The sequence below is a fragment of the Bacteroidia bacterium genome (genome assembly GCA_023228875.1).
Taxonomy (GTDB): Bacteria; Bacteroidota; Bacteroidia; order NS11-12g; family UBA955; genus JALOAG01.
Genome location: JALOAG010000001.1, coordinates 362,963 through 376,152 on the forward strand (window position 1 = coordinate 362,963; position 13,190 = coordinate 376,152).

At 37.8% G+C, this 13,190-nt stretch carries 13 protein-coding genes; 4 read left to right on the forward strand and 9 right to left on the reverse strand.

What is annotated here, in order from left to right:
* Nucleotides 1-10 precede the first annotated feature (10 nt).
* From M0R38_01740 to dnaJ, 4 genes are all read left to right on the forward strand, one after another.
* The gene (locus M0R38_01740) at nucleotides 11-667 is read left to right on the forward strand and encodes a DUF4290 domain-containing protein (protein ID MCK9480469.1); all 657 of its coding nucleotides are present in this window, start codon (nucleotides 11-13) and stop codon (nucleotides 665-667) included.
* Nucleotides 667-1,977: a UDP-N-acetylglucosamine 1-carboxyvinyltransferase gene (gene murA / locus M0R38_01745; GenBank protein MCK9480470.1), complete on the forward strand. Its 1,311-nt coding sequence runs from the start codon at nucleotides 667-669 to the stop codon at nucleotides 1,975-1,977. The genes M0R38_01740 and murA overlap by 1 nt, the downstream gene beginning before the upstream one ends.
* A gap of 91 nt (nucleotides 1,978-2,068) precedes the next feature.
* Complete coding sequence (locus tag M0R38_01750; GenBank protein ID MCK9480471.1) at nucleotides 2,069-2,608, forward strand: nucleotide exchange factor GrpE; 540 nt, start codon at nucleotides 2,069-2,071, stop codon at nucleotides 2,606-2,608.
* Nucleotides 2,609-2,613: 5 nt separating this feature from the next.
* Complete coding sequence (gene dnaJ, locus M0R38_01755) at nucleotides 2,614-3,729, forward strand: molecular chaperone DnaJ (GenBank protein MCK9480472.1); 1,116 nt, start codon at nucleotides 2,614-2,616, stop codon at nucleotides 3,727-3,729.
* Nucleotides 3,730-3,982: 253 nt separating this feature from the next.
* Here dnaJ and M0R38_01760 read toward each other — a convergent pair whose 3' ends face one another.
* The 9 genes from M0R38_01760 to mraZ form a co-directional block, all read right to left on the reverse strand.
* Nucleotides 3,983-4,537, reverse strand: coding sequence for a hypothetical protein (locus M0R38_01760; GenBank protein ID MCK9480473.1), 555 nt, complete (start codon nucleotides 4,535-4,537; stop codon nucleotides 3,983-3,985).
* Entirely contained in the window at nucleotides 4,530-5,153 is a 624-nt protein-coding gene (locus tag M0R38_01765) for a carbonic anhydrase family protein (protein MCK9480474.1), read from the reverse strand. The genes M0R38_01760 and M0R38_01765 overlap by 8 nt, the downstream gene beginning before the upstream one ends.
* A 117-nt stretch (nucleotides 5,154-5,270) precedes the next feature.
* Entirely contained in the window at nucleotides 5,271-6,617 is a 1,347-nt protein-coding gene (gene murD / locus M0R38_01770) for a UDP-N-acetylmuramoyl-L-alanine--D-glutamate ligase (GenBank protein MCK9480475.1), read from the reverse strand.
* A complete protein-coding gene (gene mraY, locus M0R38_01775; GenBank protein MCK9480476.1) occupies nucleotides 6,614-7,867 on the reverse strand; it encodes a phospho-N-acetylmuramoyl-pentapeptide-transferase in 1,254 nt (417 codons plus the stop codon). Before mraY ends, murD begins: the two co-directional genes overlap by 4 nt.
* Before the next feature lie 6 nt (nucleotides 7,868-7,873).
* Complete coding sequence (locus M0R38_01780) at nucleotides 7,874-9,337, reverse strand: UDP-N-acetylmuramoyl-L-alanyl-D-glutamate--2,6-diaminopimelate ligase (protein ID MCK9480477.1); 1,464 nt, start codon at nucleotides 9,335-9,337, stop codon at nucleotides 7,874-7,876.
* Nucleotides 9,334-11,430 carry a transpeptidase family protein gene (locus M0R38_01785; protein ID MCK9480478.1) on the reverse strand — a complete coding sequence of 699 codons (2,097 nt, stop codon included), beginning with the start codon at nucleotides 11,428-11,430 and terminating at the stop codon, nucleotides 9,334-9,336. The genes M0R38_01780 and M0R38_01785 overlap by 4 nt, the downstream gene beginning before the upstream one ends.
* A complete protein-coding gene (locus M0R38_01790; protein ID MCK9480479.1) occupies nucleotides 11,427-11,792 on the reverse strand; it encodes an FtsL-like putative cell division protein in 366 nt (121 codons plus the stop codon). Before M0R38_01790 ends, M0R38_01785 begins: the two co-directional genes overlap by 4 nt.
* A gap of 3 nt (nucleotides 11,793-11,795) precedes the next feature.
* Complete coding sequence (rsmH, locus tag M0R38_01795; protein MCK9480480.1) at nucleotides 11,796-12,698, reverse strand: 16S rRNA (cytosine(1402)-N(4))-methyltransferase RsmH; 903 nt, start codon at nucleotides 12,696-12,698, stop codon at nucleotides 11,796-11,798.
* On the reverse strand, nucleotides 12,691-13,164 hold the full coding sequence (gene mraZ, locus M0R38_01800) for a division/cell wall cluster transcriptional repressor MraZ (GenBank protein ID MCK9480481.1): 474 nt from the start codon (nucleotides 13,162-13,164) through the stop codon (nucleotides 12,691-12,693). Before mraZ ends, rsmH begins: the two co-directional genes overlap by 8 nt.
* Nucleotides 13,165-13,190 lie beyond the last annotated feature (26 nt).

Genomic DNA, 13,190 nt, shown 5'->3' on the forward strand with positions numbered 1-13,190 from the left:
TTAACATTGAATGGAAAGAGATAAATCTTTAGTATATAATACGGAACTTAAAAATATGACTATCTCTGAGTATGGTCGTATTGTGCATGATTATGTTGATTTAATATGCAATGAACCGGATAGGTCTAAACGAACTAGAATGGCAAACGGGCTAATACTGGTAATGGAAAATCTAAATCCACAAGTAAAAGACCAAGAAGATTACAAGCATAAATTATGGGATCATTTGCATATTATTTCTAATTATAAACTTGATGTAGATAGTCCTTTCCCTGCTCCAAGCCAGGAGAGTTATTCAATGCACCCGGACCCCATTTCTTACCCCACTATGCCTATTAGATTTAGGTTCTATGGGCGAAATTTGCAATACATGGTTGCAAAAGCAGCAGAAGTACAAGACGCAGCAATACAAAGAGATTTCTTAGGTATTTTAGCATCCTTTATGAAAAATTCCTCGCGAAATTGGAATAATGAAGATTTGACAAATGAAATGATTACAAACCATTTGAAAACAATGTCAGGAGGGAAGATCGATACAGACTTTGATACACTTGAAATAAGAACCGATAATTCATTTGTAAAGAGAAATAATGGATTTAAACCGAATCAGAACAGAGGATTTTCGAAAAAGAATAAAAACAAACGCAACAGAAGTCGATATAGATAATGGGAATATTTAAAATAACAGGAGGAAAGAAGTTAAAGGGAGAAATTCAACCTCAAGGGGCTAAGAATGAAGCTTTGCAAATTCTTTGTGCTGTTTTACTGACCAAAGAAGAAGTTATAATTGATAATATTCCACAGATTCGAGATGTGATTAAGTTGATTGAATTGTTGGAATTGTTGGGTGTCAAAGTGAAACAAATTTCAACACACAAATACTCATTCAAAGCAGATAAGGTTGACATTGATTTTCTGTCAAGTCAGGAATTCAAAAAACTGGGTGCTGCTTTGAGAGGTTCCATCATGATAGTAGGTCCTTTGTTAGGAAGGTATGGCAAAGGTTATATTCCTTCTCCCGGAGGTGATAAAATCGGCAGACGTAGATTAGATACACATTTTGTCGGGCTTCAAGGGTTAGGAGGTAAATTTGAATATGACAAAGAGAATAATTTCTATAAAATAACATCTAAAGGCAGGCTCAAGGGCACTTATCTGCATTTGGATGAAGCCTCTGTTACCGGTACTGCCAACATTGTGATGGCAGCAGCTCTTGCAAAAGGAGAAACAACTATTTATAATGCGGCATGCGAACCCTATATTCAACAACTTTGTTTGCTTATTAACAATATGGGAGGTAAGATTTCCGGCATCGGTTCCAACAAATTAATCATACAAGGAGTAGAAAAGCTCAGTGGCGCAAAACATAAGATTTTACCTGATATGATTGAAATTGGTAGTTTCATTGGTTTGGCTGCAATGACTGAATCTGAAATTACCATCAAAAATTGTAGAATTGACCAGTTGGGAATTATACCTGATACATTTAAGAGGCTGGGCGTAAAAATGGAGTTTAGAGGTGATGATATTTTTATTCCAAGACAGAAGCATTATGAGATTGACACTTTTATTGATGGCTCAATCTTGACCATTGCTGATGCAATATGGCCCGGATTTACACCTGACTTAATTTCAATTGCGCTTGTTACGGCAATTCAGGCTAAAGGTAATGTGTTGATTCACCAAAAAATGTTTGAAAGCAGGTTGTTTTTTGTAGATAATCTAATTGATATGGGGGCTCAAATCATTCTTTGTGATCCACATAGAGCCACCGTAATGGGCTTAGATAGAAGAGTAAAGTTAAGAGGCATTACAATGACTTCGCCCGATATTAGAGCCGGTGTTGCTTTATTAATTGCTGCAATGGCTGCTGATGGTGTAAGTTATATTAAAAATATAGAACAGATTGACAGAGGGTATCAGTTTATAGATACAAGATTGAATGCAATCGGTGCCAAAATCGAAAGGATAGACTAAGTGAAACACTTGCTTGCGTGTCATATTGTCAGCAATACATGCATGGCAATAACTTTGATAGGGTGTAAGCTATATTTCATTTAATAAAATCATGACAAAATCAGACAAGCATCATAAAGAGCACAAGGAAGAAGTAGTAGAACAAACTGAAGAGGTTGCTGCAGAAAGTTCTGAAAAGCAACTTCAGGATGAATTAGCTAAAATCAAAGAACAGCTTAAAGAACAAGAAGATAAGTATCTGCGACTCTATGCCGAGTTTGATAATTTTAGAAGACGCAATGCGAAGGAAAGATTAGAATTAATTCAAAATGCATCTGAAGACACTTTGTTGGCTTTGCTACCTGTCTTAGATGATTTTGATAGATCGTTAAAAGCCTCCAATGAAAATATGGAAGGACTAAAGGAAGGTATAGAGCTAGTTTATCGCAAGTTTAATACTACGTTAGAGTCTATTGGTTTAAAAAAGATGGACTCTTTAGGTAAGGAGTTTAACCATGATTTTCAAGAAGCAATCACACAACTACCTGTAGAAAATAAAAAAATGAAAGGGAAAGTAATTGATGTAATTCAAGAGGGTTATAGTCTAAATGACAAAATCATTCGTTTTGCAAAGGTTGTAATTGGTGCATAAGAAAAATGGCAACAAAAAGAGATTATTATGATGTATTAGGGGTTTCTAAATCTGCCGGTGCGGATGAAATTAAAAAAGCATACCGCAAACTAGCTATTAAGTATCACCCTGACAAGAATCCTGATGACAAAGAAGCTGAGGCTAAATTTAAAGAAGCCGCTGAAGCGTATGAGGTGCTTAGTAATGCAGAGAAAAGACAACGCTATGACCAATTTGGACATCAAGGCGTGGGAGGTGCCGGTGGATTTTCCGGGCATGGCATGAGTATGGATGACATTTTCTCTCAATTTGGCGATGTATTCGGAGACTCTTTTGGCAGTTTCTTTGGTGGAGGAGGTGGTAGAGGCGGCAGAACCAGACATGTTACCGGCTCTAATATTAGAATTAAACTCAAAGTTACGCTTGAAGAAATTAAGAAAGGGGTTGACAAAAAAATTAAATATAAGAAATGGGTTGTTGCAGCTGGTCTCAATTTTAAACAGTGTTCAACTTGCCATGGTCGAGGTTCGGTAACCAGAGTAACCAATACGTTTCTTGGTCAAATGCAAACAAGTTCTACTTGTCCTACTTGTGGAGGAACCGGTCAAGTTGTTGGCGAAATTCCCAAAGGTGCTAACTCGCAAGGGCTTATTCATGAAAGTACAGAAACTACGCTTAGGATTCCCGCAGGTGTGATGGATGGTATGCAGTTGTCTGTTAATGGCAAGGGCAATGAAGTTGCGGGAGGGTATCCGGGTGATCTAATTATTGCAATTGAAGAAGTGCCCCATGAGTTTTTAGTTAGAGAAGAAAACAATGTGTTGTATGACTTACATATTAGTATTCCTGAAGCAGTCTTAGGTTGTACAGCAGAAGTTCCTACGATTGAAGGGAAAGCCCGTATTAATATTGAGCAGGGTACTCAAAGCGGTAAGATTCTTAAACTGAGAGGAAAGGGGTTGCCTGATATAAATGGATACAATACAGGTGATGAATTGATTAGAGTCAATGTGTTTATTCCGTCTAAGATTAGTAAGGAAGAGGAAGCACTGATGAAAAAACTGGCTGAGTCGCAGAGTTTTACACCTGACTCTGCTGATAAAAAAGGAAAGTCATCCTTTTTTAACAGAATATTTAATTAACTGTTGACTTGCTTAAAATGAAACCAAATGTGTATTTTAGTAGCGCAATTTAACGGCAAAGTAAGTTTGTTAGGTGTGCTTACTTACGTGCAGTGTTAGGATGAGGACTAATCCCATAACCTATCTACCCCCCCTTCAAAATCCGGTCAAACTAAGTTTTTCGTTAAAAGTAACTTAAATAAGCGCAATTTTTTTGTTTGTCCAATAGAAGTATTGGGATTTGCAGCAGAGAACCTTCAATTCTCAATAGCTCCTATCTTGCATTAGAGAGGTAAAAAATAAATCCCACTCTAATTAAAAAAGGATTCAGAAATGTAGCATTTGCAGGTCTGTTTGTAATATAGAGTAGTTCTAACGTTGAGCCATATTGATAATAACCGGCTCCAACCATTGTTAATGTTGAGTTTTTTCTGGTTGAAATTCCTTGAATACCATAAGAAATATTATCTATTTCTGCTTGCAGATATAAATTGTTTAATGGAAAGAAACGAGCCATTGCTCTTGCCCCATAAATGTTACTTGTAAAGTCGGTTTGATAGTCGTGGAGATATGAATACATTGGGCCGCCAAGCACTGAAAATCTGTTTGAAAGACGATATCCTGCCAATGGCAACAATTCAATATAAATACTGTTCCCTAAGGTCAGCCAGGTAGAACCGCCTAACACTATTCTATCTCTTGTTTTGGGTAATTCAGGAAGAGGAACCTCGGGAGATTGGGCAGATACGTAGTTGGTGCTGCTAAAGGCACCTGTCATCATTAAGAATAGTAGCAGTATTTTCTTTGTGTTTGAGAGTTTCTTATTCATAAAAATTTACTTTACCTGTTGCTACATCATACATCGCACCACAAATTTTGATTTTACCCGCATTTTCTAACTCTGCCAAAACAGGACTTTGTTTTCTGATTTCTTCCATCACATGAAATACATTTAATGCTGAGACTTTGTTTACAAATTCAAGATTTTCAGAAGTGCGGTTTTGCAGCACTGTTTTCTCTTTTTCAATAGCAGGTTTAATTTTATTCACTAAACCGGTAAGATTGCCAAGATTGATATTGTCGCAAGCTCCTTTTATACCGCCACAATTAGTGTGTCCTAATACCACCACTACTTTTGCATTTGCTATTTTAGAACCAAATTCCATGCTCCCTAACACATCTTCACTCACTACGTTTCCAGCAATTCGAATACTGAAAATGTCACCCAGCCCTTGGTCAAATATTAATTCGGCTGAAGTTCTTGAGTCAATACAGCTTAAAATTGTTGCAAAAGGCCATTGTCCATCTTTTGAATCGTTGACTTGTTTGAGCAATTTTTTATCTGTCTGAAGATTGTGCAAGAATCGAATGTTCCCTTCTTGCAATATTTCAATTGCATCTTGGGGACTCATGGTGTTTTGGTCTTTGGTTGAATGTAATCTCATCAATGATACGAATAGGGGCAAAAATAGTAACTATTTTTGCTCTAAATTCATTTTCCCTCTTGCAAACTGATTAAGTCTGTTGAAGTATAATTGAATAAATAGAGCAGATTTACGCGCTTAAAGGTTCTTGACGCTGCGTTTAAATGACCAACCTCTATCTTGATAGTTTAGAAAAAGGTCAAATGACGCACAAGCAGGCGAAAGTAATACTGTGTCTCCTTTTTCCGCAAAACGATGTGCTGTGCTCACTGCTTCTTGCATAGAGGTAGTGTTTAGCATTAAGTTTACATGTTTGCTGAAAGCTTGATGTAATTTTGTGTTATCGACACCAAGGCAAATAATCAGTTTTACTTTTTCTTGAACAAGGGGCACAAGAGAACTGTAATCATTGCCCTTGTCCACTCCACCGACAATCCAAATCACAGGCTTTTGCATGCTTTCGAGTGCATACCACACAGAATTCACATTGGTTGCTTTGGAGTCATTGATATATTCTGCGCCTCCAATGGTTGCAACGTGTTCCAGTCGATGTTCAATGTTTGCGAAGTTGGCTAAACTTTCGCGAATAGTTTCTTTGCTAATGTTCATAATGCTGCCTACAAGAGCTGACGCCATTGAGTTGTAGGTGTTGTGAATGCCTCTTAGGGCTAAATTGTCTGTATTCATAGTAAGATATATTTTATTTTCTGTGTTGGTCAGGTACATTACTTTGTTCTCTACCCGGGCACCTGTTCGGGGTTTATTATAGTATCCAAATCCAAGTTGCTCTACGCCACGCGGAATAAGGTTTAGATTGTTGCATGTATCAGGGTCATCTACGCAGTAGATGAAATAGTCATTGTCAGTTTGGTTTTGTACTATTCTGAATTTAGAATTAATGTAATTCTGATATTCATAACCATATCTATCAAGGTGATCCGGTGTGATATTGCAGAGGATTGCAATGTGTGGATGGAATTCATAAGAGTCATCTAATTGGAAGCTGCTTACTTCTAATACAAAGTAATCCGGGTCTTTTTCTGCTACTTGTTTTGCATAACTCTGTCCGATATTGCCGCCTAATTTTACATTGCATCCGGCATTCTTTAATAGCTCAAACACCATGGTAGTTGTTGTAGTTTTGCCGTTAGTTCCGGTGATTGCAATTACCTTTGCTTTGCTAAATGACTGAGCAAAATCAAGTTCTGAGATTATGGGTATTTGTTTTTCTCTTATTTTCTTTACAATCTCTGCTTTCTCAGGAATGCCGGGACTCTTAATGATTTTTTTTGCATTCAGTATAATATCCTCAGAGTGTGCGCCTTGTTCAAATGGGATATTAGCTTGTCGAAGTTCTTTAGCATATATATCCTTCAAAAGATGTGAATCAGAAAGAAACACGGATAACCCTTTTTGTGCTGCCAAGATTGCGCAGCCGGTACCACTTTCTCCTCCACCCAATATGACAATATCGTAACTGCTCATCTTAGTTTTAGTGTTATAATTGTTAATACTGCCAGTAAGATTCCAATAATCCAGAATCGAGTTACTATTTTTGATTCATGAAATCCTTTCTTTTGGTAGTGATGATGAATGGGAGACATCAGGAAAATTCTTTTGCCTTCGCCATATTTCTTCTTGGTGTATTTGAAATAGGCAACTTGAATCATGACGCTCAGGTTTTCTACTAAGAAAATACCGCACAGAACAGGAATAAGTAACTCCTTACGAATCATAATTGCAAACACCGCGATAATTCCTCCTAATGTCAGGCTACCGGTGTCACCCATGAAAACTTGCGCAGGGAATGAATTATACCAAAGAAAACCAATACAAGCTCCGACAAAGGCTCCTGCAAATACCAGCAGTTCGCCTAAGTTGGGTATGTACATAATGTTTAAGTAGCTTGCAAAGAGAATACTGCCCGATATATATGCCAGTACTCCCAGTGTCAGCCCGATGATTGCGGATGTCCCTGCTGCTAAACCATCTATCCCGTCCGTTATGTTTGCTCCGTTGGATACTGCTGTAACAATAAATATTGTCATGAATATGAATACAATCCATCCATATTTTTGGTAGTCATCACCCAGGAACGAAAGGATTTTGGCATAATCAAATTCATGATTTTTCAAGAAGGGAATATTTGTTTTTACTGATTTTTCATTTTGATAATACATCAAAGCACCATTGTAGATTGTCTTGTCCATTGCACTTGTGTCCATGTTCAGATTTACTGCTTGTTCAGGGGTAAAGTGCTTGCGTGTAATTACATTTTTGTTAAAAAAGAGTGTTGCACCTACGATGATGCCTATTCCAATTTGTCCAATAATCTTCGATTTCCCTGCTAAACCTCCTTTGTCCTTTTTGAATACTTTTATATAGTCATCAAGAAAGCCAATAAAACCCAGCCATAGCGTTGTGATAATCATGATGATGATATATACATTGGAGAGTTTGGCAAATAATAGGGTTGGAATGAGTATCGCTCCAATGATGATGAGTCCACCCATGGTAGGAGTGCCTTTTTTGCTGTTTTCGCCTTCAAGACCTAAATCTCTGATTGTTTCTGCCACTTGTAGCTTTTGCAATGCTTTGATTAGGGTCTTGCCAAAAACCAGCGAAATCAATAGAGACAGTATCACAGCCATGGAGGTTCTAAAAGTTATATACTTCCATACACCTGCCCCTGTAACATCCAATTTATCTAAGTATTCAAATAGATAGTATATCATTGTTGATTAATTTGTAAGTGTTGTGAATGTGGTTTCTAGTACTTCTCTGTCGTCAAAATGTGTTTTGATCCCCTTTATTTCTTGGTAAGTCTCATGACCTTTACCTGCAACTAAAATGACATCACCGGGCGCTGCAATTGCAACAGCCGCTTTTATTGCCTCTGCACGGTCGGAAATCTTAATGAGTTTTTTAAAGTCTGAAGCTGAAATGCCTGCAGCAACTTCTTCCATTATTTGTGCAGGGTCTTCATCTCTGGGATTATCCGAAGTCAGAATTACCCTCGTAGATAATCTTGCAGCTAATTCGCCCATAATAGGACGTTTAGATTTGTCTCTATTGCCACCGCATCCAAACACTGTAATCAGTTTTTCGTTGCCGGTTCTTATTTTATTAATTGTTTCGAGGATGTTTTTTAATGCATCTGGTGTGTGTGCATAATCCACAATGCCTGTGATTTTATTTTTGCTGCGCAATCGTTCAAATCTTCCTTTTGCTCCTTGCAATGCGCTTAATCCGGTGAGTATTTCATGTTGTGCAATACCTAATAGAAATGCTGTTCCATAGACTGCCGTCAGGTTGCTGGCATTAAATTCTCCAACCAATTCTGTCCAAACTTCATCATCGCCAATTTTAAGCAACATACCTTCAAAGTCAGTTTCAAGAACTTTTACTTTAAAATCTGCAAGTTGATAGAGCGCGTAATAGAATTTGCCCGCTTTACAGTTTTGTAACATCACTTTGCCGTTTTTGTCATCCAAATTGACAAGCGCAAAAGCATCAGTTGGTAAATTGTCAAACCAAAGTTTTTTGCATCTCAGGTATTCTGCAAAAGTGCCGTGATAGTCTAAGTGGTCATGTGTAATGTTCGTAAATATCGCGCCATCAAAGTGTAACCCGTTTATTCTACCTTGGTGGATTGCAATAGAACTCACTTCCATAAATGCATATTCGCATTGCTGTTCAACCATTTGGGCGAAGAGCCAATTGAGTTTAATAGGATCAGGAGTTGTATGTGTACTCTCAAATGTTTGATCGCCAATTCTATAAGAAATGGTTGAGATTAGCCCACATTTGCTTCCGCGGTTTGAAAAGAATTGGTGAAGCATTGTTGCTATTGACGATTTGCCATTTGTGCCTGTAACGCCAATTAGAGTAAGTTTTTCACTTGGGTTGTCGTAGAATGCAGAAGCTATAAATCCGATTGCTTGTCGTGAATCTTCAACAACTATATAGCTCACCTTTTCTTCTATTGAATCAGGTAATGTTTCACACACAATGCAAACAGCTCCTTTTTTTATAACATCAGCAATGAAGCTGTGTCCGTCTATTTTTGTTCCTTTCACTGCAAAAAACAGACAACCATCTGCCACATCGTTTGTGTTCTGTGTGAGAAACGATATCTCAACATCTTCATTTCCATAAAGCTTGAAACCTTTAAGTGTGCTTAATAATGTTTTGAGTTGCTTCATGGTTTTAAATCAATAAATACTTTGTTGCCCGGTGTAATTGGTGTATTGGGAGGCAGGCTTTGATATTTAATCCAGCCATACCCTTCAACAGATACAGTTAATCCTAATGACTCAAGGAGATACAAACCGTCCCTTAGCCCCATTCCTCTTACATCCGGCATCATGTTTTTGTTAATTTGTCTTGGACTCAGACTGATGTATTTGTCTTGTTTGCTTGCTCGAACCCACTCGCTTCCCGTTACTCCTTCTCGTGTATTTGAACTTATTTGAAGCGTATTTAAAACAAACTTGATGTCATCTCTAATTCCATCTTTGACAATCGGTAGGATTACATCTGCGTCAGGCTGTATTTCGGGATGAATATCTAAAAGAGTTGCATACACTTTATCTGCAATCTCTCTGAATACCGGTCCTGCTATAACATTTCCGTAATAACCACCTCTTCGTGGTTCATTGATGACTACAATGCAAGAATATTTTGGTTTGTCTGCCGGAAAATATCCCACAAATGAGGCTTTGTGAGAATACTTGTCATATCCTTTTCCTGTAAATATTTGAGCTGTCCCGGTTTTGCCGGCAACCTTGTAATCCAAATTTCTTAAATTTCTAGCTGTTCCTTCTTCCACTACGCCAATCAGCAGTTCTTTTAATTTGTCAATAGTAGATTGAGAGCAAACGCGTTCGTTAAGTACTTCAGTCTCATGTTTCCAAAGGGTTTTTCCTGTCTTTCTGATTTCCGATACAAAAAATGGCTTAATCATTTTACCATTGTTGGCAATGGTATTATAGATGTTCAGTATTTGCAGAGCCGTAATACGGGACTCATAGCCAATCGCAGTCCATGGTAGGGTAGTGAGGTTCCAATCTTTATCAATTGGAGATTTGATTCTAATATTTCCTTCACCATATATTTCAACTCCAATGGGTTTGCTAAGGTTGAGCTTTGTTAAATAGTCAATAAACCTTTGAGGATTGCTTTTAAAGTATTCTTCAACTAAACCGGCAATTCCGACATTGGAAGAGAATTCAAAAGCTTGTTTAACCGTAATTTTTTTATTAGGAGAACTGTGAGCATCCTCCATAAACCTATCATAGAATTGTTTTCTTCCGTAGTTGATATCCACACTATCGTCAATGTCAATAACGCCTTCCTCTAAAAGTGCGAGCATACTAGCCAGCTTAAAAGTAGAGCCCGGGTCTGAAGCATCACTAATAGCGAGGTTCATACTTTCAAAATAGCTTCCATCCTTGAGTCTGTTAAAGTTAGCAATAGCTCTGATTGCACCAGTCTCTACTTCAATTAAAATGGCGCATCCACTTTGTGCATTAGAACTATCTAAGGCGCGTCTGAGGGCATCTTCTGCTACATCTTGAATGTTTATGTCTATGGTTGTAACAATATCATAACCATTTTCGGGTTCAAATTCATTGTTGTCAATAGGACGCCAGACATGTGCAGATACTCTTTGTTCATAGCGTTTGCCACTTTTCCCGCGCAAGACAGAATCAAATGCGGATTCTAACCCGAACAGTCGTCCGTCTCTGGTCGTAAAACCTATAGTTCTACGTGCCAAGTGCCCAAATGGCATTTCGCGTACATTGTGCTCTTCTTTGATAAACCCTCCTGCGTTCTTACCCATCTTGAAAATGGGCCAATTGCCCATCTCTTTTGCTATTTCGTAGGAGACATTACGTTGGATAAGTAAATAGCGTTCTTTGTTGTTCCTTGCTGAGGTTAAATAGGATTTCCAAAGTTTAAAGTTTTTATCAGGGAAATATATGGCACAAAGAATAGCTAGCGAGTCCACTTCCTTTCTAAATAGTTCATCGGTGATTTTTGACGCCCTTGTATCAAAACGGATATCATATTTGGGTAATGAAGTAGCCAACAACCTGCCGTCATTACTCAAAATATTTCCCCTTATTGCTTTTACTTCTCTCAGCCTGATACTCTGTTTTTGGCTCATTTCTACATAATCTTCGCGGTTAAGTACGGCATAATCAAACGCTTGAATTAATATAATGATCGCAAAGACAACCATAATAATCATCACAAGGCGTGTTCGAAGCAATATGGATTTGCGTAAACTCATTTGTTTTTCTCGTCTTTTAATTGAAATGGAGGTTTGCGCATTTCTTTTAATCCCCGCTCTCTTACCCTGTTTGCAACTTCACTTTGTTTGCTTTTTGTCATTAAATCTGTTTGGATTGCAATGAGTTCAGACCTTAACTCTTGGTTTTCTTGTTTCAATTTCTCAATTTCATTGAGCTTCTTCACATGACTGTTGGCAATGTAAATGTAGAATATTGCTAAAGTTGATAGCACTAAAATTGCCGGAAGCGATTTGTTTACCCATTCTTTATTCAGTATAAAACTAAATGAGTCTTTTGTTTGTTCAGATTGAACTGATTTGCCAGTGACTGTGTTTTCTTTATTTTCTTCTGTTTTAGTCATGGTTTAAGATACTTTAATTCCAACACGCATTTTGGCACTACGGGCTCTGTTGTTAGCTTTTGTTTCTTCAACTCCCGGTATAATTGATTTGCCGGATAACGGCTTTAGCGGTGTGTTTGCAACGCCATAAAAATCTTTTTCTATGTTACCTTCAAAGTTCCCTGCTTTAAAAAAGTTCTTTACCAATCTGTCTTCAAGCGAATGATAGCTGATAATAACAAATCGCCCATTCTTCTTCAATTTGTTGCATCCATTGATGAGTAAGTTCTTTAACCCTTCCAATTCTTGATTTACTTCTATTCTTAATGCTTGAAACACTTGGCTGCGGAATTGGCCTTGTTTGCCGGGCTTCTCAAATTCTTTTAAAATTTCTGTTAGGTCAGTGGTCGTCTCAATGGGTTTTATTTCTCGTGCCAAACAGATGCTGTGTGCAATTCGCTTTGCATTTGGCAGTTCTCCATATTCTCTCAAAATGTGTGTAAGCGATTCTTCTGAGTATTCGTTCAGGAGTGTTTTTGCAGAGATGTTATTGTCTATATTCATCCTCATGTCAACCACTCCTTCAAAGCGGTGTGCAAAACCACGTTCCGGTGTGTCGATTTGATATGAAGATATACCCAAGTCAGCTAAAATTCCATCAACTGAATCAATGTTTAAATAGTCTAAGAATTGTTTGATATATCCATAATTGTGATTCACAAAAAGAAGTCTTTCGTCATCCGGGATATTCTTTGCTGCATCACTATCCATATCAAAAGCAATGAGTTGTCCTTTATCTAATTTTTCTAAAATTAGTTTTGAGTGTCCACCACCTCCGAAAGTTGCATCAACATAAGTCCCGTTTGGTTTTATGTCTAATGCCTCAATTGATTCCGAAGCAAGCACCGGGATATGGTAGTTACTCATTCGAAGGGTTGGTATCTATGTTTTTATTGCCTAATAATTTTTCTGCGGTTGCACCAAAGTCGTCCGCGTCAAATGACATCTCTTCTTTGTAGTTCTTCTCAGACCAGATTTCAATTTTGTTACCATACGCTGACAGTACAATGTTTCCTTTGATTTCAGCATAATCGAGCAATTTCTTGGGAATCAAAATACGAGCATTGTTGTCCACAGACAGAATGGTAGCTCCATTGTTATATTGTCTAATAAATCTTCTTGCTTCACGATTGAATTCGTTCAGGACATTCAACTTCTCGGATTCTTTGTTCCAGTCCTCCATGACGTACAAAACCAAACAACATTCAAATCCGCGATTAATAACCATGGTTTGTTCCATGCCTGCCGGAATCTGCATACGAAGCTTAGAGGGCAGTGCTATCCTGCCTTTGTTGTCAATTTTACAGTCAAACTCTCCTATAAACTTTGCCATTTCTTGCGCTTGAGATTCAGGGTGTA

Bases quoted from the DNA above. Each gene is read 5' to 3' on its own strand.
- M0R38_01740 (MCK9480469.1), top strand. From the start codon at position 11: ATGGAAAGAGATAAATCTTTAGTATATAATACGGAACTTAAAAATATG.
- murA (MCK9480470.1), top strand. From the start codon at position 667: ATGGGAATATTTAAAATAACAGGAGGAAAGAAGTTAAAGGGAGAAATT.
- M0R38_01750 (MCK9480471.1), top strand. From the start codon at position 2,069: ATGACAAAATCAGACAAGCATCATAAAGAGCACAAGGAAGAAGTAGTA.
- dnaJ (MCK9480472.1), top strand. From the start codon at position 2,614: ATGGCAACAAAAAGAGATTATTATGATGTATTAGGGGTTTCTAAATCT.
- M0R38_01760 (MCK9480473.1), bottom strand. From the start codon at position 4,537: ATGAATAAGAAACTCTCAAACACAAAGAAAATACTGCTACTATTCTTA.
- M0R38_01765 (MCK9480474.1), bottom strand. From the start codon at position 5,153: ATGAGATTACATTCAACCAAAGACCAAAACACCATGAGTCCCCAAGAT.
- murD (MCK9480475.1), bottom strand. From the start codon at position 6,617: ATGAGCAGTTACGATATTGTCATATTGGGTGGAGGAGAAAGTGGTACC.
- mraY (MCK9480476.1), bottom strand. From the start codon at position 7,867: ATGATATACTATCTATTTGAATACTTAGATAAATTGGATGTTACAGGG.
- M0R38_01780 (MCK9480477.1), bottom strand. From the start codon at position 9,337: ATGAAGCAACTCAAAACATTATTAAGCACACTTAAAGGTTTCAAGCTT.
- M0R38_01785 (MCK9480478.1), bottom strand. From the start codon at position 11,430: ATGAGTTTACGCAAATCCATATTGCTTCGAACACGCCTTGTGATGATT.
- M0R38_01790 (MCK9480479.1), bottom strand. From the start codon at position 11,792: ATGACTAAAACAGAAGAAAATAAAGAAAACACAGTCACTGGCAAATCA.
- rsmH (MCK9480480.1), bottom strand. From the start codon at position 12,698: ATGAGTAACTACCATATCCCGGTGCTTGCTTCGGAATCAATTGAGGCA.
- mraZ (MCK9480481.1), bottom strand. From the start codon at position 13,164: ATGGCAAAGTTTATAGGAGAGTTTGACTGTAAAATTGACAACAAAGGC.